The sequence below is a fragment of the Streptomyces sp. ERV7 genome (genome assembly GCF_001653515.1).
Lineage (GTDB): Bacteria > Actinomycetota > Actinomycetes > Streptomycetales > Streptomycetaceae > Streptomyces.
On record NZ_LYOY01000029.1, the window covers coordinates 978,320 to 996,065 of the forward strand.

Annotated in this window: 18 protein-coding genes; 5 read left to right on the top strand and 13 right to left on the bottom strand. The window is 68.8% G+C overall.

Annotated elements, in window-relative coordinates; all coding sequences use genetic code 11:
* The first annotated feature begins 87 nt into the window (after positions 1-87).
* Positions 88-924 (top strand): helix-turn-helix domain-containing protein, encoded by an 837-nt coding sequence (locus A8W25_RS10780; protein ID WP_067159013.1) that lies wholly within the window; start codon positions 88-90, stop codon positions 922-924.
* The gene (locus A8W25_RS10785; protein ID WP_067159015.1) at positions 896-1,084 is read left to right on the top strand and encodes a DUF397 domain-containing protein; all 189 of its coding nucleotides are present in this window, start codon (positions 896-898) and stop codon (positions 1,082-1,084) included. The genes A8W25_RS10780 and A8W25_RS10785 overlap by 29 nt, the downstream gene beginning before the upstream one ends.
* Here the strand turns inward: A8W25_RS10785 and A8W25_RS10790 are convergent.
* The gene (locus tag A8W25_RS10790; RefSeq protein ID WP_067159017.1) at positions 1,068-2,213 is read right to left on the bottom strand and encodes a PP2C family protein-serine/threonine phosphatase; all 1,146 of its coding nucleotides are present in this window, start codon (positions 2,211-2,213) and stop codon (positions 1,068-1,070) included. The two genes, A8W25_RS10785 and A8W25_RS10790, sit on opposite strands and share 17 nt — an antisense overlap.
* Before the next feature lie 107 nt (positions 2,214-2,320).
* Between A8W25_RS10790 and A8W25_RS10795 the strand changes: the two genes are divergently transcribed.
* Positions 2,321-3,550, top strand: a complete 1,230-nt coding sequence (locus tag A8W25_RS10795) for a GNAT family N-acetyltransferase (RefSeq protein ID WP_067159019.1) — start codon at positions 2,321-2,323, stop codon at positions 3,548-3,550.
* Between the two features lie 147 nt (positions 3,551-3,697).
* Here A8W25_RS10795 and A8W25_RS10800 read toward each other — a convergent pair whose 3' ends face one another.
* A complete protein-coding gene (locus A8W25_RS10800) occupies positions 3,698-4,504 on the bottom strand; it encodes an Fpg/Nei family DNA glycosylase (RefSeq protein WP_067159020.1) in 807 nt (268 codons plus the stop codon).
* Between the two features lie 9 nt (positions 4,505-4,513).
* Positions 4,514-5,002, bottom strand: a complete 489-nt coding sequence (locus A8W25_RS10805; RefSeq protein ID WP_067159022.1) for a ribose-5-phosphate isomerase — start codon at positions 5,000-5,002, stop codon at positions 4,514-4,516.
* Positions 5,003-5,206: 204 nt separating this feature from the next.
* Between A8W25_RS10805 and A8W25_RS10810 the strand changes: the two genes are divergently transcribed.
* A complete protein-coding gene (locus A8W25_RS10810) occupies positions 5,207-6,706 on the top strand; it encodes an amino acid permease (RefSeq protein ID WP_067159025.1) in 1,500 nt (499 codons plus the stop codon).
* Here A8W25_RS10810 and A8W25_RS10815 read toward each other — a convergent pair.
* The 10 genes from A8W25_RS10815 to A8W25_RS10860 all read right to left on the bottom strand — a co-directional run bounded on the left by A8W25_RS10815 (position 6,670) and on the right by A8W25_RS10860 (position 16,706).
* The gene (locus A8W25_RS10815; protein ID WP_067159028.1) at positions 6,670-7,134 is read right to left on the bottom strand and encodes a hypothetical protein; all 465 of its coding nucleotides are present in this window, start codon (positions 7,132-7,134) and stop codon (positions 6,670-6,672) included. The genes A8W25_RS10810 and A8W25_RS10815 overlap by 37 nt on opposite strands.
* Before the next feature lie 419 nt (positions 7,135-7,553).
* On the bottom strand, positions 7,554-7,886 hold the full coding sequence (locus A8W25_RS10820; RefSeq protein ID WP_067159030.1) for a hypothetical protein: 333 nt from the start codon (positions 7,884-7,886) through the stop codon (positions 7,554-7,556).
* A 145-nt stretch (positions 7,887-8,031) separates the two neighbouring features.
* Positions 8,032-8,865, bottom strand: a complete 834-nt coding sequence (locus A8W25_RS10825; RefSeq protein WP_067159033.1) for a PIG-L family deacetylase — start codon at positions 8,863-8,865, stop codon at positions 8,032-8,034.
* A 262-nt stretch (positions 8,866-9,127) separates the two neighbouring features.
* The gene (locus A8W25_RS10830) at positions 9,128-9,694 is read right to left on the bottom strand and encodes a hypothetical protein (protein ID WP_067159036.1); all 567 of its coding nucleotides are present in this window, start codon (positions 9,692-9,694) and stop codon (positions 9,128-9,130) included.
* Positions 9,695-9,852: 158 nt separating this feature from the next.
* Positions 9,853-11,214 carry a VWA domain-containing protein gene (locus tag A8W25_RS10835; RefSeq protein ID WP_107470651.1) on the bottom strand — a complete coding sequence of 454 codons (1,362 nt, stop codon included), beginning with the start codon at positions 11,212-11,214 and terminating at the stop codon, positions 9,853-9,855.
* 116 nt (positions 11,215-11,330) lie between these two features.
* Positions 11,331-12,416 (bottom strand): PD40 domain-containing protein, encoded by a 1,086-nt coding sequence (locus A8W25_RS10840; RefSeq protein WP_079125954.1) that lies wholly within the window; start codon positions 12,414-12,416, stop codon positions 11,331-11,333.
* A gap of 239 nt (positions 12,417-12,655) precedes the next feature.
* Positions 12,656-14,227: an alpha-L-arabinofuranosidase B gene (locus A8W25_RS10845; protein ID WP_420708432.1), complete on the bottom strand. Its 1,572-nt coding sequence runs from the start codon at positions 14,225-14,227 to the stop codon at positions 12,656-12,658.
* Positions 14,228-14,573: 346 nt separating this feature from the next.
* Entirely contained in the window at positions 14,574-15,158 is a 585-nt protein-coding gene (locus tag A8W25_RS10850; RefSeq protein ID WP_067159045.1) for a DinB family protein, read from the bottom strand.
* A gap of 157 nt (positions 15,159-15,315) precedes the next feature.
* Positions 15,316-15,813, bottom strand: coding sequence for a YbaK/EbsC family protein (locus tag A8W25_RS10855; protein ID WP_067159048.1), 498 nt, complete (start codon positions 15,811-15,813; stop codon positions 15,316-15,318).
* Positions 15,783-16,706, bottom strand: a complete 924-nt coding sequence (locus A8W25_RS10860) for a DMT family transporter (RefSeq protein WP_067159051.1) — start codon at positions 16,704-16,706, stop codon at positions 15,783-15,785. The genes A8W25_RS10855 and A8W25_RS10860 overlap by 31 nt, the downstream gene beginning before the upstream one ends.
* A gap of 81 nt (positions 16,707-16,787) precedes the next feature.
* Between A8W25_RS10860 and A8W25_RS10865 the strand changes: the two genes are divergently transcribed.
* Positions 16,788-17,735, top strand: a complete 948-nt coding sequence (locus A8W25_RS10865) for a LysR family transcriptional regulator (protein ID WP_067159054.1) — start codon at positions 16,788-16,790, stop codon at positions 17,733-17,735.
* The last annotated feature ends 11 nt before the right edge of the window (positions 17,736-17,746 follow it).

Consider the following 17,746-nt stretch of genomic DNA (forward strand, 5'->3'; position numbering starts at 1 on the left):
TTGACCCGTTTCCCCTCGCGGGGAGAGATCAACTGGTTACGCTCAGCTACGTGACCCGAGTAACCCGCGAGCCCTTGGGAGGCCGCCGTGGTGAACATCCGCACGCTGGATCCGAGCGCGTCGCCGCTGGACTATTACGGTTCGGAGCTGCGGCGGGAGCGAGAACACGCTGGGATGACGCAGGAGCGGCTAGGCACGTGCATCTTCTGCGCGGCGTCGCTGATCGGCCAGGTCGAGACCGCGACGAAGGTCCCGACGAGGGACTTCTCGGAGCGGGTTGATGCTGCGCTGGGGACGGATGGCCGCTTCTCCCGGTTGGTGGGCTTGGTTCTGCGCAGCCAACTGCCCACGTGGTTCCAACCGTTCGCCGAGATGGAGGCGCAGGCCACCTACATCAGTACCTTCCAGGCGCAGGTGGTGTACGGCTTGTTGCAGACGAAGGACTACGCGGAGGCCCTCGTAGCGGCCCACAGCCCGGACGACCTCGAAACATTGGTCGCCGCTCGACTGGAACGGCAACGGATCCTGGAACGGGAGGCTCCGCCCGTTCTCTGGGTGGTGCTCGATGAGGCGGTGCTCTACCGGGAGGTGGGCGGAAAGGGTGTCATGCGGAAGCAACTCGCCCACCTGCTGAACATCAGCGCCCGCTCGTGGATCTACCTCCAGGTGCTCCCGTTCTCCGTCGGTGCGCACCCCGCAACCCTGGGCTCGTTCACTCTGCTTCGAGCCGAGGAAGATCCAGACCTTCTGTACACCGAGAGCTACGACATCGGGCACATGACCGCCAACCCGCAAGTGATCAGGGAGCGTTCAGTCGGATACGCTCGCCTGCAAGCTACGGCCCTCTCCCCTGAGGACTCGGCCGCACTGATCGCTCGCGTGATGGAGGAACGCTATGGACCTGACGGACGCGCAGTGGCGTAAGTCGAGCTACAGCGGGGGCAGCGGCGGCGAATGCGTCGAGGTCGCAGACCTCCCCCACTTCGTCGCCGTCCGCGACTCCAAGCGGCCCGAGGGCGCGGCCCTGACCGTCAGCCCGGCCGCGTTCACGGCCTTCGTGGACAACCTCACGCATCACGCCTGATCAAGAGCAGCGCACGGTCGTCGTTGACATCCTTCGCGACCGCTTCGATCAGGTGCCAGGCCGCGCCGTCGAAGCCGGTCGTGACGTAGCGGTCGGCCTCGCCCGTGAGGCGGTCGATGCCCTCCGCGATGTCGCGTTCGGCGGTCTCGACCAGGCCGTCCGTGAACAGCATCAGTACGTCGCCGGGGCCGAGCGAACCCTTCACCGGGTGGAACTCGGCCCCGTCGTACACCCCGAGCAGCGGCCCCTCCCCCGACACCTCGCGCCAGCGGCCGGAGCCCGCCTGGAGGTGGAGCGCGGGGAGGTGGCCGGCGGAGAGCAGCTCGTAGTCGCCGGAGTCCAGGTCGAGGACGAGGTGGATCGAGGTCGCGAAGCCCTCGTCCCAGTTCTGGCGGAGCAGATAGCCGTTGGCCGCCGGGAGGAAGCCGTGCGGCGGGAGCGAGCCGAGGAGGCCGCCGAACGCGCCGGACAGGAGGAGGGCGCGCGATCCCGCGTCCATGCCCTTGCCGGAGACATCGGTGAGGACGACTTCGAGCGTGCGGTTCCCGTTCGTACGGGCGGCCACGACGAAGTCGCCGGAGAAGGACTGGCCTCCGGCCGGGCGCAGGGCCATCTCACGGTGCCAGCCGCGCGGCAGCCGGGGCAGCGCCGACTGCACGCGGATGCGTTCGCGCAGGTCGAAGAGCATGGTGCCGCCCCGCCGCCAGGGCACGCCGACGCGGGCGCGGAACTGGGCGATGAGGAGGCCGAAGAGGCCGCACGCGGCGACGACCAGGACCGTGCCGGGGGTCACCCTGGCGGGGCCCTCGGTGTACGGGCCCAGCTGTACGGACTCCACGATCAGGGCGAGCGCGGCGGCCGCGTACAGGCCGAGGAGGCTCGCGGGGCGGAGCAGGACGCCGCCCGCGACGATGGGAAGGGCGAGTGCGCCGGGGGCGCACCAGACCGGTGAGGCGAGTGTGGCGAGCGTGATCGCGGGAACGGTGAGGAGGAGGCCCGCGAGGGCGATCCAGTCCGAGCCGTCGCCCCGGAAGTAGTCGACCCCGGACTTGCGCAGCGCTATACGTGCCCGGTGCGCGGACTTGCGCCACCGGGCACTGAACGAATCCGCTCCCACGCGTCGTGCCATTGCCGGTGACCCTATCCAGCGGACGCGCGCGTGCGCAGGGGGACCCCTCTGGCAGTACGTTCGAAATCGGGTCGACCGGATGTCATACGCGCTGGTAGTCATGGCGTATGACTGTGGAAGTGCGTGCTCTGGACCCCTCCGACTTCGACGAGTGGTACGGGGCTGTGGAGCGGGTGTTCGGGGGCGTACCGGAGGAGCCGGAGCTGGAGGAGTTCTGGCGCACGGTGATCGATCCGGCGCGGTGCCTGGCGGCGTACGAGGGGCCGACGGTCGTCGGGACGACGCAGACCTTCGCACTGCCGGTGGAGGTGCCGGGGGGCGGGTTCGTACCGACCGGGGCCATCAGCGCGGTCGGGGTCGCGGCGACGCACCGCCGGCGGGGGATCCTCCGGTCGATGATGCGCGCGCAGCTGGACGCGGTGCGCGAGGAGGGCGTCCCGCTCGCCGTGCTGACGGCGTCCGAGCCGGAGATCTACGGACGGTACGGGTTCGGGCTCGCCACGCAGCAGATCAGCCTGGAGATCGACTCCTCGCGGGTGCGGGTGGCCGTGCCGGAGGGCGGGGACGACGTGACCCTGCGGTACGCGCCCGTCGCCGAGGCCGCGTCGGAGTGCGAGGCGCTGTACGGGCGCGCGGCGGGGACGCGCGCGGGTCGGTTCCTGCGTACGCCGGGCTGGGAGCGGCATCCGCTGCTCGACCCCGCCGGGTTCCGGGACGGGGGGTCGGCCGCGCAGTGCGTGCTCGCTTCGCGGGGCGGGGAGGTCGTGGGGTACGTGCGGTTCCACACCAAGCCGGTGTGGGACGCGGCGGGGCCGAAGGGGGTCGTGACGCTGCGGGACATCGGCGCGTCCGATGCGGCGGTGTACGCCGCTCTGTGGCGTTTCCTCTGCGACATCGACCTGACGTCGACGGTCAAGGCGGGGAACCGGCCGGTGGACGACCCGCTGCTGCACCTCGTCTCCGATGTGCGGCGGTGTGGGGTGCGGGTGCGGGACGGGATGTATGTGCGGCTGGTGTCTGTCGGGGACGCGCTGTCGTCCCGGACGTACACCGTCCCTGTGGACGTGGTGTTCGAGGTGTCCGACGCGTTCTGCGGGTGGAATGCGGGGCGGTGGCGGCTGAGCGGGGACGCGAAGGGGGCGGTGTGCTCGCGCACGGCGGATGTGGCGGATGTTTCTCTGTCTGTACGGGAGCTTGGTGCGGCGTATCTGGGAGGGGTCTCCCTGGCGTCCCTTGCGGCGGCGGGGCGCGTGCGGGAGCTCCGTGAGGGGGCGCTGACGGAGGCGTCGACGGCGTTCACGACACCGGTTGCGCCCTGGCTGCCGCACGGGTTCTAGGCCCCACCCCACCCCTTCCCGAAACCCTCCGGGGGTGGGGTGCGTCGGCTGCGGACCGTGGGTGGCTGGTCGCGCAGTTCCCCGCGCCCCTGGGTGCCCAGGGGCGCGGGGAACTGCGCGAGCAACCCAGCACGGCCCGCAGCCGAATCACGCCGGCTGGCAGCCGGGGCACCAGAACAAGTTGCGGGCCGCCAAGGCCTCCGTGCGGATCTCCGCGCCGCAGACGTGGCACGGCAGGTGCGCGCGCCGGTAGACGTAGACCTCGCCGCCGTGGTCGTCCACCCGGGGCGGGCGCCCCATCGCCTCCGGGGTGTGCTCGTCCCGGACGGTGTCGATGCGGTTGAGGCGTACCCCCTCCCGCATCAGTACCGCCAGATCCGCCCACATCGCGTCCCACTCCCGGCGGGAGACGTCACGGCCGGGGCGGTACGGGTCGACGCCGTGCCGGAACAGGACCTCCGCCCGGTACACGTTGCCCACGCCCGCGATGACCTTCTGGTCCATCAGCAGCGCCGCGATCGTCGTACGGCTCCGGGAGACCCGCGCCCACGCCTTCTCGCCGTCGTCGACGGGACGCAGCGGGTCCGGGCCCAGGCGGTCGTGTATCGCCTGCTTCTCGGGGTCGGTGATCAGCGCGCAGGTGGTCGGGCCGCGCAGGTCCGCGTAGCCGTCGGCCACCAGGCGCAGACGGATCGTCTCCGTCGGCGGCGGCGCCGTCCCGGCGCCCACCGCGTACTTCCCGAACAGGCCCAGGTGGATGTGGATCCACCCCACCCCGCCGAAGCCCAGGAACAGGTGTTTTCCGTGCGCCTCGGCGGACGACAGCACCTGGCCGTCCACCAGCGCCGCGCCGTCCGAGAACTTCCCCTGCGGGCTCGACGCGCGTACGGCACGGCCGCCGAACCACTCCGCGTGGTCGGCGGCCAGCCGGTGAATCGTGTGCCCCTCGGGCATATCCGCAGATCAGCCCTGCTGGGGGTGGTGGGCGGGGATCTCCGGGAGCTCGCCCGTCGTCTCGTAGCGCGCCAGCATCTCGATGCGGCGCGTGTGGCGCTCCTCACCCGAGTACGGCGTGCTCAGGAAGATCTCGACGAACTTGGTCGCCTCTTCCTCGGTGTGCATCCGCCCACCGATGGAGATCACGTTCGCGTCGTTGTGCTCGCGGCCCAGCGCCGCCGTCTGCTCGCTCCAGGCCAGGGCCGCCCGTACGCCCTTCACCTTGTTCGCGGCGATCTGCTCACCGTTGCCGGAGCCGCCGATCACGATGCCCAGCGAGTCCGGGTCGGCGGCCGTACGCTCTGCGGCGCGGAGGCAGAACGGCGGGTAGTCGTCCTGGGCGTCGTAGATGTGGGGACCGCAGTCGACGGCGTCGTGGCCATGGGCCGTGAGCCACTCGACCAGGTGGTTCTTGAGTTCGTATCCGGCATGGTCTGAACCGAGGTACACGCGCATGACCCCGAGTGTGGCATGCGATCCGCCGGGCAGGGTTCATCGGGGTGAGGACCAAGGTCCCGCGAACTGATGACCTTGTTCCTCCCTACTTGTGCCGTTGTGCCCCTCATCACGATTCGGAGTCAGGCCTTCCGTACCTGGGAGTACCGGGCTTCAATGCGTTGGTTCGTAACCCGAGCGACCCTTAGACCTAAGGATTCGTCCATGACCTCGCAACCCTCCCTTGCGAAGGAAGACGGCCGACCGGGCGATCCCGGAACGTCTGACTCCCCCGTCGGCGCCCCGCACGGCTCCAACGGCCTCCAGGCCGGTCTCAAGAACCGCCATCTGTCGATGATCGCCATCGGCGGTGTCATCGGAGCCGGGCTCTTCGTCGGCTCCAGCTCCGGCATCGCCGCCGCCGGTCCCGCCATCCTGCTCTCGTACGCGCTCGTCGGCCTGATGGTCGTCTTCGTGATGCGCATGCTGGGCGAGATGGCCGCCGCACGGCCGACCTCCGGCTCCTTCTCCGCCTACGCCGACCGCGCGCTGGGCCGCTGGGCCGGATTCTCCATCGGCTGGCTCTACTGGTTCTTCTGGGTCGTGGTGCTCGCCGTCGAGGCGACCGCCGGAGCGAAGATCCTGCACGGCTGGGTCGGCGCGGTCCCGCAGTGGGGCTGGGCGCTGATCGTCATGGTCGTGCTGACGGCCACCAACCTCGTCTCCGTCTCCTCGTACGGAGAGTTCGAGTTCTGGTTCGCCGGGATCAAGGTCGTCGCCATCGGCGCCTTCGTCGCGATCGGGTTCCTGGCCGTGTTCGGGATACTCCCCGGCTCCGACAACCCCGGTGACGGGTTCGCGCATCTGACCGATGCCGGTGGATTCATGCCGAAGGGCGCCGGGGCCATCCTGACCGGTGTCCTGATGGTCGTCTTCTCCTTCATGGGCAGCGAGATCGTCACCCTGGCCGCCGGTGAGTCCGAGGACCCGCAGCGGGCCGTCACCAAGGCCACCAACAGCGTGATCTGGCGTATCGGCGTCTTCTACCTCGGCTCGATCCTCGTGGTCCTGTCGCTGCTGAAGTGGAACGACCCGGCGATCGTCAAGGACGGCTCGTACGTCGCCGCGCTGAACTCGATCGGCATTCCGCACGCCGGGCAGATCATGAACGTGATCGTGCTCACCGCTGTGCTGTCCTGCCTGAACTCCGGTCTGTACACCGCGTCCCGTATGGCCTTCTCGCTCGGCCAGCGCGGTGACGCGCCGCGCGCCTTCGCCCGTACCAACGCGCGGGGCGTGCCGCAGGCGGCCATCCTCTGCTCGGTCCTCTTCGGGTTCGTCGCGGTCTTCTTCAACTACAAGTGGCCGGACACCGTCTTCGACTTCCTGCTGAACTCGTCCGGCGCGGTCGCGCTGTTCGTGTGGCTGGTCATCTGCTTCACGCAGCTGCGGATGCGCGGGATCATCCTGCGCGAGACGCCGGAGAAGCTGACGGTCAAGATGTGGTTCTTCCCGTATCTGACCTGGGCGACCATCGCGATGATCTCGTTCGTGCTCGTCTACATGCTGACGGACGACGCCGGGCGCAAGCAGGTGCTGCTGTCCCTGCTGGTGGCCGGTGTGGTCGTGGCCATCGCGCTGGTGCGGGACTTCATGCAGCGTGGTGCGGTCGTCGAGGCCGCCGTCGCTCAGAGCGGTGTGAACGACGAGGTCACCGCGGAGTAGGTGCGCAGGGCCCCGTCCTCGGTGGCGGCGAGGTACCAGATGTTGACCTGGTACGACTTGCCGCCCTCGTCGAAGCCCATCTGGCGGGCCTTCCAGGGGTCGCCGTCCTGCGTGAAGTAGTAGTCCCAGACGACGGCCGGGCGGCCGTTGAAGGTGGTCCGCTCCAGACGGATGTTCCGGTAGCCCGGGACGTCGTGGGAGCCCTGTTCGGCCTCCCGCCACTGGGTCATGAGATCGCCGCCGCGTACGAGTGCGTACGAGGCGGCGATCTCCTGTTTTCCGCCGGGGGCGTGGTAGTGGATGTTGGACGGGCTCTTGGCGGTCCGCGTCCAGCCCTTGGGGGGTGCCCAGGCGAAGCCGGTCTCGCCCCGGGTGCCGGCGGGGCGGGACGTTCCGGGGCCGCCCCGGTACAGAGAGCGGTGGCGCACAGGGCGCCGACGATGCCGAACGCGGCCAGATGACGACGGCGCATGGTGACTCCAGGTGATCGATGTGGCGAAACGTCGAGGTCGACATGCCCCACACACACAGAATCAACACGCAGAGTAACCGGAATGGGTGACGGTGAGAGCCGGACCGTCTCATCGGCGTCGTGCTCGCGCAACGAAATACTCAAGATCACCCCACTGCCCCTTCCCGGCGTGTCCTGGCCGGGTCCCCAGAGGCTCGCGAGTTCACGAAACGGGCCGCCTCTGGCGCCTTGTCCGGGAACGGGCCCGGTCCAGCGGCGCCCTTGCGGAGTTCGCGTACCGGATCGCGGTCTTCTCGTCCAGGCTGACGCGCGGGGCACCGTCATGGCGACGGTGTCCCGCGCCGCGTTCCAGGCCCTGTCCCTATGACTCGGTTCCTATGACTCGCCGGAGGCGGCGCGTTCGCCCTGTACGTACGGGTCCGACTCGACGTCGTAGGTGCCCGCGTGGACGGCCAGCTGGTCCACGATGCGTTCCCACTCGGCGAGTTCGGCGACCCGGCATCCGCCGTCCGGGTCGGCCGAGGGCTCCCCGATGTCCTTGGGCGCCGGGCTGTCCGCACGCGAGGCCAGCAGGTGGAACGCCCTGGCCGCCTCATGGTGGGTCATCCCCTGAGCCTGGCGACGCACTGCCGCCCGCCCCGCGTGCTCGGCCTCGGTGGGTCCCTCCACCGCCGACTCGGGGTTCGGCAACGGCTGTTCGTACGTCATCTCGGCTCTCCTCCCGCAGGGAAACGGCGACGCGCCAAGGCCGCCTCGCTCCGGAGCCCTACCCCGTATTCACCCGGATACGTCAGGGCTGCGGCCCGAGGGCGGCCGCGCGCGGGCGGTCGCTCGTGCACCGTCGGACAGCGGGTCAGCGCAGTCCGGCGAAGAGGTCGTTCTCGGGCACGGGCGCGTCCGTGGTGTCCTGGACACGTACGAATGTCTCGACGCCCATCAACTCGGTGAACCTCTCCTGGCCCATCTTGAGGAAGAAGATGTTCTCGCCCTGGCTGGCGTGCGCGGCCAGCGCGTCGAACTTCTGGCCGCCGAACGCCGAGGTGTCCACCCAGGTGGTGATCTCCTCGTCGGGGAGTCCGATCTCGGCCAGCGCGGCGGCCTCGGCGGGATCCGGTTCCTGCCAGTCCCCTCCGAACTCGCGCATGATCTCCCCGAACCGCTGCATCATCGAGCGGGGCGCCGTGGTCCAGTACACCTTCGGTGTCTGTCCGGTCATCGCCAGCGCCGCCATGGTGATGCGGTTGGCCTGAATGTGGTCGGGGTGGCCGTAGAAGCCGTTCTCGTCGTAGGTGACGACCACATCGGGCTGGTAGCGCCGCAAGAGTTCCGCGAGTCGGGCGGCGCCCTCCTCGACGGGTGTCTTCCAGAACGAGCCGGGGGCGTCATTGGTCGCCCAGCCCATCATCCCCGAGTCGGCGTAGTCCAGCATCTCCAGATGACTGACCTTCAGAACCTCGCAGCTGGCCTCCAGTTCCTGCCGCCGCATCAAGGCGACGGCCGCCGGATCGTGTCCCGGCTCGCCCGGCTTGACACCCCCCGGCCCGTCACCGCAACCACCGTCGGTACACGTCACCAGGACCGTGCGGATGCCTTCCGCCGCGTACCGGGCGAGGACGCCTCCTGTTCCCGTGGCCTCGTCGTCGGGGTGGGCGTGTACGGCCATGAGCGTCAAGGGCTCGTTATTCATAAAACAGTCCTCCAGGGTAAAAACGTCTCGGTCCGAGCCCGCGGCGGACGCCTGAGAGGTCGCCCCTCCATGCCGGACGACCGGGCGTGCCGCGTACCCGAGAAGCCCGGATCACGTCGGGACGTGCTGTTGATCTCTGTGCTCCCCGCCCGCGCGACGTCGGTCTCTCAACCGGTGCAACAGTGGCGGCGATACCGCTTGTTCCCGCCACACGCCGGAACACCCCTGGGGACCGCCAGGCGGCTCCGCGTACGGTGACGCGTCACGTTCCGTCGGTGATGTAGTAATCGTTCTTGAGGTACTCCAGGGTGTAGCTGCCGAGGTCGCTCTCGGAGAAGGTGGCGGAGGCCCTGACCGCGTCGAGCGGCATCTTGATCTTGTCGGGTGTACGCACGGTGACGCGCTGCGGATCGACCGTCGCGGTCTGCAGGGCCTTCTTCTGCGCGGGTGAGATCATCTGGAACACCATGGCGTACGTTGACGTGCACGGACCAAATCCCTTGTCCTGTGCCTTCTTCGCGCCGGGCCCGGCCACTTCGCAGACTGTGTTGATGTCCTCACGGCCGAGGGCGTGCAGGTACTGCTCGTACCGCTGGATCGCGCGCTCCTTCGTCCTGGGCGCGGGCTGGTTACCGGTCGGGGCGGACGACGGCTTCTCGGTCCGAGCGGACGCGGACGGCGTGGGCACCGGCTCTTTCGCCGGTGTGGACGCGGACGGCCGCGAAGGCTTCGCGTCCGCGTCCCCCTTCGACTTCTCCGGACCGCACGCACACGCCATCAGCGCCACGCAGGCCGACACCGCCACGCTCACCATCGTCCGCGTTCTCATCCGATCCCCTTCACCAGCCGACTGCGTTCCCAAAGGTCACGCAGGATACTTGGGGAGCGGTTCCCGAGCCGGTCCAGGAGTCGTGAAGTCGTGATCAGCGTCGCGCTGATCGTCGTCCCGCCGACGCACGCTGGTAGGCGGGACGCCCGGAGTCCTGGCTAGGCACGCAGGATGCCGGCCGCGCGGGCGGCCGTCAGCCAGGAGGGGAACTGCGACAGAAGCCGGTCGTAGAGTTCCTCGTCGGTGACCTCGGTGATGTCGTCGACCGCGAAGAAGCCGGTGTTGTCGACGCGACGGCCCGTCAGCGTGTCGAATCGTTCCAGCACTCCGAATCCGGATTTGCCCAGCCCCACGAACTGCCAGAAGAGCGGCTCCTGGGCGGCATCGCGCAGTTCCCGTTCGATCTGCGCGTCCTTGTAGACGCCGCCGTCGGAGAAGAAGAGCACCAGAGTCGGTACCTCTGCCGGGTTCTCCTTCACGTATGCGCGGACCTGAGCGATGGCCTTCGGCTCATCGTTCTCCCACCCGATGTCCTGCATCTCCTCGCGGGCCTCGCGGGCGAAGAATCTTCGCCGCTTCACCGGCCGCTCGAACCGCGGGCCCTGTCCGTCGGGAAGGTGGGTCTCCAGCCAGTCGGGGAGTTCACCGATCCGCAGGTCGGGCAGGCGGGTCGATTCCGTGGCGAACGCCCAGGCCTGCAGCGTGCCGTCGTCCTCCAGTTGCGCGGCCACGGCGGCCATACGCTCCACCACATCGGTGACCACACCCTCGCGGTAGAGACTGGACATCGACCCTGAGGCGTCGAGGACCAACACCACCCGCGCCGCGACGTCCTTGGCGCCATGCTTGGTGAGGCAGACGGCGATCTGCTTCTTACGCAGATCCAGACGCTTGCGCATGTCGACGGGCAGACCCTCCTCGCCACGCGGTTCCGCAGGTGCCGGTACCGACGCAGGTTCGGGCGCCACCGCAGGCTCGGGCTCCGGCTCCTCGGCCACCGATATACCGAAGTCCGTCGCCAGTCCGGCCAGCCCGGATGCGTATCCCTGCCCCACGGCCCGGAACTTCCATTCCGTGCCGCGGCGGTAGAGCTCCCCGCCGATGAACGCCGTCTCGGTCGTCGCCGCCATCTCGAACAGGGCGAGTTCTGCCCCGCTTTGAACGTCCAGCAGCCGCAGCCGCAGCCCCGGGAGCTCACCGAACGTTCCGCCGTCGGCAGACGCGCACAGGGAGACTCGCGCGACATCCGCCTCCAACGCCGTGAGATCCACCTCGACCGTGTCCGTGACCGAGTCCCCGTCGTCGTGCTTGCCCAAGTGCCGTACGGCGCCGGACGCATGGTGTGGCTGGTTGTAGAAGACGAAGTCGTTGTCGTCACGGACTCGTCCGTCCTGGGTGAGCAGGAGCGCGGAGGCGTCGGCCTCCAGGCCGGCATCCGCCGCCTTCCAGGTGAGTTCGGCGCGAACGACGGAGGCGGTAACCGGAATGTTGCTGCCCTGGACCATGAATGTAGACGTCATTCAGCCAGTGTGCCTGGATCCGGCTGTAGGGAACCAGCTTTGATCAACTTGGCTGCGTCTCCTGTCTGCACGACTGCGGGCGGCCCCTGACTGGCCTCCCGCAGCAGCCGGGGCGATCAGGAGAAGTGGCGGACGAAGACGTCCGACTTGCCGTTGGTGTCACCGGGCACGATGTCGTCGGCCGTGGACTGGAAGACCACGGCGCGCCCGTCGGCGCTGACCGCGTCGGTCCCGGCCGAGGCGGGCTGGTCCGAGACGATCTCGTCGGTGTCCGTCTGTAGGTCGCGCAGCGTGAGTGACGGTCCGGTCGTGTCGTTCGGGGTGTACAGCAGGTAGCGGCCGGTGGGATCGATAGCCACGCCCCGCACGTTCGGCACCAGTCGGGCGGTGCCTGAGGCAAGGTCGTGGACGTAGGTGTCGGAACCCGAGAGGTAGACGACCTTGCCGCCGTCGTCGCTGAGCTGGACGAGTGTCGCCCCCTTGGAGGGGCCCTCGATCGGGCCGGTGGTGGTGCCGCTCGTCCGGTCCCACACGAAGACGTCCTGCGTCTTGCCGTCCTGGTAGGCGACATAGCGGCCGTCGCCGCTGATGGACGGCCGGGACGGCTCGGTGTGGCCGAGGGTGGCGACGGTCTGCTTGGTGCCCCCGGTGTTCCAGTCCTGCACCTCGATGCGCTGGCTGGACGGCGGTCGCCTGATGAGGATGGCAAGCGCGATGTGCAGGCCGTCCGCGTTGAGCGACGGCTGGTCGCAGCTGTAGGCCGAGCAGTCGGCGGAAGCCGTCCGTCCAGAGCCCACCTCGTACTGGCGAATCCGCACGTTGTTCATCCACTGCACCGGATAGGCGGCGTATTCCCCGTTGCCGCTGATCGCCGGGGGCTGGAGCGTGGTCAGGTACCCGATCCGCTTGGTCAGCGACGTCTGCTGGTCGCGGACGAACACCTTGTCGCCTCCCGTCGTTTCATCGGGCGTGAGGTTCTTCGCCGACGACGAGAAGACGATGTGGCGGCCGTCGGGCGTGATCGAGGCACCGGCGGATTTGTCGTCGCCCTGGGTGCCGTCGGCCGCGACACTGATCCTCTCGACACCGGTGTCGCGGCCGCCCGCGACACCCGCCATGGCCGTGGGCTCGGCCAAGGCGGCTGCGGGCAGCACCGCCGTGACCGCGCAGGCCGCGACCGCCGCGCTCAGAGCGGCCCGCATACGTCTGGTGATGCCGCGGTTCGTGTTTCCCCTCATTTTCCCCCCAAGCAGGTCTCTCCTCCGGTTTCCCCGCCGGAGGACCAAAAGGATGAAACCGCGAGGGCGCTGTGGGGGTCAATGCGTCACATGACGTATCGAGTGGCGTGTTTCGGTCATATGAGAACGGTCCGCTTCGCAACGGTCCATGGGGACTTGGTGTCGGGGACCGTGCGGTCGTGGGCCGTACGACGGGCTGGCTGTCAGGCCCAGGGGGAGGTCACGGCCCAACTCGTGTCGTCGGACCAGGCGGTGGCAGTGTCCCAGGTGTTCGAGCCGCCGTGACTGGCTATGTAGGCGGCGTAGTTGTAGTGGCGGACGAAGTCGCTGGGGTAGTTGGCGGACCTGAGCGAGATGCCCTGGCCGTTGTGGCCGGCCTGCGGGCAGAAGGTGGCGTCCAGCCGGGACAGCGCGCTGTTGTCGACGGTGTCGACGCGCAGACGGTAGTCGTAGTGGCGTAGGAACTGCCCGGGCTTGTCGGCGGATTCGAAGGAGACGCACGAGGCGTCGCCCAGGCCCGCGCGCACGGTCCAGGTGGCGGCGGCCTTGTCGGCGGCCGGGCTGGACGAGGTGGTCGCCGCGATGGCGGCGTTGCTGTCGGCGGTGTTGTGCCGGAGGTAGTCGCTGGTGCAGCAGGTGGTGGTGGCGCGCAGGGAGACCCTGGAGCCCACCGTGGGGGTGCCGGCCACGGGGGACGTGGCGTACCCGGCGGAGTTGATGTTGGCCTGTACGGCGTTCTCGGTGGCGTCGGTCGGATAGCCGGACGTCATGACGCCCTCGTAGAAGGTACCGGCGGAGCCGTTGCTGTTGTCGCCGCCGATGCCGAGGATGATGGCGCCTTCCTTCTTCATCGGGTTGTACCCGGCGGCGTTGGGGCGGGGTCCGTCGTACGAGGTGGACAGGCCGCCCGACCGGGCGTTGCCGGACCGGATCGCCCAGTGGTTCGGTCCGCCCTTGACGGCGGCCGTCAGGAACCGGTGGCTGACGCTGGGGTTGTTCGCGTTGTAGCCGCGGTTGACTCCGGAGAACAGGCCGTTCTCCAGGTCGGCCATGACCCAGGGGCCGTTGCCCGTGCCGTAGCCCCAGGTCTTGCTGTTGCCGAAGTAGATGGTTTCCATCGTGCCGTTGCCGTTGTCCCGGCTGTTGGTCTCGGCGTTTCCGTAGTCGAAGCAGCAGCCGCCGTTGTAGTGGGTGCCGTCGAGGATCGCGTACATGCCTTCCGGCCGGTCCCCGGTCGCGACGCCGTTGGTGTTGTTGTTGCGGTAGCCGGTGCCGGGGGCTATGAAGACGCCGTACGCCTTGTGGCCTGCCACGGTGACGGGTGCGGCGGAGGCTTCCGCGAGGTTGTCGTACCCGCCCGCCGCAGGGCCCTGGAACCCTCCGGGCGGCGCCTGGGTGAGGTGGTTGCCGCGGCCGGACTGGTCGTAGAGGACGGTGATGAGGCAGCTCGTCCCCGCGCAGAACGCGTCCTGCGCGGCGGCGTCGGCGTAGCCGCCCGCGCCGAGTGCGCCGATGTCCCGCAGGGAACCGTCCGAGGCGCGCTTGACCTGATAGAGGCGGCCGCTGTACGCCGAGTACAGGGCACGGGTCGTGCTGTGCGCGGCCACGCAGGGCGTGCCGCCGGCGGCGTACAGGTCACAGGGCAGCGTGCCGGCGGCCGCGGCTCTGCTGCCGGCGGACACCTGACCGCCGAGCAGAGCCGCCGCCATGGCCAGCACGAGCGCCAGCAGAGCGAGCGGCCTGGTCGGCCGTAAGCGAACCGAACTCATGGACATAAGTGGTCTCCTGGGGGTGAGTGAGGACGACGGCGCCCCACCGCCGACGGTGGGCGAGCCCTGAATGGGCATGCTCATGACATCAGGGTGTTCGGAGTTTCGAACAGCGATCGCAATGCCGGACGTGCTTGATGATAGGAAAATCCCCAAGGCTGTCAACACCTCGCCTGCGTAGTCCTCAGGGGGCCTTCGCCGGTCGTCGTTCAGGGTGTGCAGAGGGTGGGTCGTGGCGCGGTGGACATGTCGTCGGCGATGAAGAAGCTGGGGTCCAGTCCACCTCGCCCCGGGCCCCGAGTTGGTCCAGCACCGCCCGGTGCAGCCGACATCAAGTCACGTGAGACAACCTCTACGCCTTGATTGATGCGGCCGACCTGGCGGCCTGCTCGATCTTCGCGCGGTGGGCTGCACGGGCTTCCTCGTCGATCTGCTGCTCGTGTTCGGCGCGCAACCCGGTCCGGCCGTCGAGGCCCTCGCGCAGGATATCGGCGTGCCCGGCATGCCGGATGGACTCGCCGAGGACGTGGACCATGATGGCGAACAGGTTGGTGTCGGCATGAGGTTCCGGCCACCACGGCACGTGCCCGGGGGCGTCGAGGGGAAGCTCGTTGATCGTCGCGTCCGAGTGTTCCCACGTGCGCCGGTAGAACCCGATGATCTGATCGCGGGTCTCGTCCTCGGTCGCCCACAGATCGCTGCCGTTGGAGTCCTGCCACCGGGGCAGTGGTTCCGGGGAAGGGCGGTCGAAGACCTCGCCGAAGTACCTGGCCTCGACGGTGGCCACGTGCTTGACCAGGCCGAGGAGGTTGGTCCCGGTAGCGGTCAAAGGTCGGCGGGCGTCGTATGCGGACAAGCCGTCGAGTTTCCAGAGCAGCGCCTTACGGTCCCGCCGCAGTCTCCCGTGCAGGTTGTCTTTCGCGAATTCCTCGATCATGCGGCATGAGCCTGCCACGGGCTGCTCGTGGTCTCAAGATCCGTTACGTGGTCCGCCACAACCGGCGAAGCCGAAGGTTGGCCATGACCGCCACCCTGACCTGCTACGAGAACCTCGCGAAACCCGCCACGTGAGGCACCCTCCAAGGTGACCGCTGTCAGTCCGACATGGGGCTCGCGATGCGTTCGATGCGCGGCTGGGCGAGTCCGGCGTAGTCCGCGCCGGAGATGGCCAGCGAGCGGTCAAGGCGGGCTGCGTTGAAGTAGAGGCAGGGCTGGGCGGTGACGTCCGGGTCTGCTATGAGTTCAAGTTCGGGGTCGAAGGTGAAGGGCAGCACGGTGCCGGGTACGGCGTGGGCCAGACGTTCGGCCGTGGCTGCGTCACAGAAGCCGACGTAGCGGGCCGCGAACAGCGTGCGGATGGCGTTGAGGTCCACCCGCCGGTCACCGGGGACGACCGCGAGCACATAGCGGGTGACTCGCCGGTCGATCTTGACGATCAGGACGAGGCACTTCGCTGCTTCCGACACCGGGTGTCCGCGCAGTGCGCTGACCGTCTCGGTGGTGCCCTCCGGTTCGTGGTCGATGAGCTTGTACCCGGTTGCCGTGCTGTCGAGCAGGTTGATCAGACGCTGGTAGGTGCCGTTGTCCGGCATGGGGACTCCTCTTTGTCGGTGGTTCGGTGGGTGCGTTCGATGCTCTGTCCCCAGTACGTTCCGGTGACCATGAGCGCCGCCCCGAGGGCAGCGAGGGCGGTGACCTTTTCCCCGCCGAGGCTGATGCCGACCGCGACGGCCCAGACCGGTTCGGTGCCCAGGAGCAGACTGGCCCGGCTCGCGGAGCTGTTCTGTACCGCCCACGTCTGGGCGAGGAAGGCGAACACGCTGCAGAACAGGGCCAGATAGACGAGCTGGCCCCAGACCGCGGCATCGACCTGCGTCAGCGTCGGCAGGCCGCTGGAAGCCGGCACGACGAACAGCGCCGAGCCGAGAACCGTCTGGACGGCCGTGAGCTGCAACGGCCGGACGGCGCGGCCCTTCGTCAGGCGCCCCACGAGCGCGACATGTACGGCGCGCACCACCGCGGCGGCGAGCATCAGCAGGTCGCCGATGCGGGGCGTGTGGAAGCCGCTGCCGGACATGAGCAGGGTGACGGCCAGCAGGCATACGCCAGTGGCGGCGAAGAAGCGCGGGGGCAGTGGGCCGTTGCCCGCCGTGCGGTCCAGCAGTGGGGTGAGCACGATGGTGAGGCTGATGATCAGGCCGGCGTTGGCCGCGCTGGTGTGCGCGACGCCGTACGTCTCGAGCACCAGGACAGCAGCCTGGGTGACCCCCAGGAAGGACCCGATACGCACCTCGTCTCGCGTGTAGCGCCCCTCTTGCCGGAGGGCGACGAGGGCGAGGCAGGCGATCCCGGAGATCGCATACCGCGCGAACAGCACCACCAGGACGGGCAGGGCGTAGGTGGCTGTCTTCGCGGCCAGGTAGCTGGAGCCCCAGACGATGGCGACAAGCAGAAGCACTGCGTCAGTGCGGCGGGTGTGGAACACCCCCCCTACGCTGCATTGCTTCCACTCTGAAGCCAAGGGTGATGCTCTTAAGGGATCTTGAAGAATCACTACACTGAGGGGGTGAATGAACGACAGTTGCAGATCTTGCGAGAGCTCGGCGAGCTGGGAAGCGTCACCGCGACCGCCGAGGCGCTGTTGATGACCCCGTCGGCGGTCTCCCAGCAGCTACGACTGCTGCAACGCTCCATCCCCGTCCCGCTCACCGAACGCGATGGACGGCGGCTGGTGCTCACGGACGCCGGGAACGCCCTCGCGGGCGCGGCCATCGAGGTGGAGACCGCGCTGGCCAGGGCACGGCACACCATCGAGGAGTTCATCGACCGGCCGGACTTGGGTGTGTCGGTGGCGGCTTTCCACAGCGCGGCCTCCGCGTTCTTCCCACTGCTCCTGCGTGGCCGGACCGGCCCCGGGCGCCCGCAGCTCTCGCTCGCCGACGAGGACGTCGCGCAGGACCACTTCCCGCGACTGACCCGGGACTACGATCTCGTACTCGCCCACCGTCTCGACCAGGCGCCACCCTGGCCGGCTTCGGTCACCGCCGGCACACTGCTGCGCGAACCCCTCGACATCGCCCTGCCGGCCGACCACCCCCTTGCCGCCAAGCGACGCCTCACCGCGCGAGACGTCGCCGATCAACCATGGATCACCGTTCACGACGGCTTCCCCCTGATGGCGACCATCGAGGCCATCGCGACCGCCGCGAACCGGCGGCTCAACATCGTCCATCGCATCAACGAATTCGCGGTGGTCGCCGAAGCGGTAGCCGCCGGAGGCGGCCTGGCTCTGATGCCACGTTGGACCACTCGTCCGCACCCGGCCCTGGTTTTCAGACCGCTCAGCGGCGTGCACACCCGACGCCATATCGATGTGCTCCACCGTCCCGAACGTTCCGCACGGCGAGCCGTACGGACGGTGCTCAGCGAACTCCACGAGGCAGCCGCAACGATCCAGAACCGAGACGCCAACGCGGGTTCCGGTCCGAAAGCGGCGCTCCCCGGCGAAGCCTGAGCGACGACGTG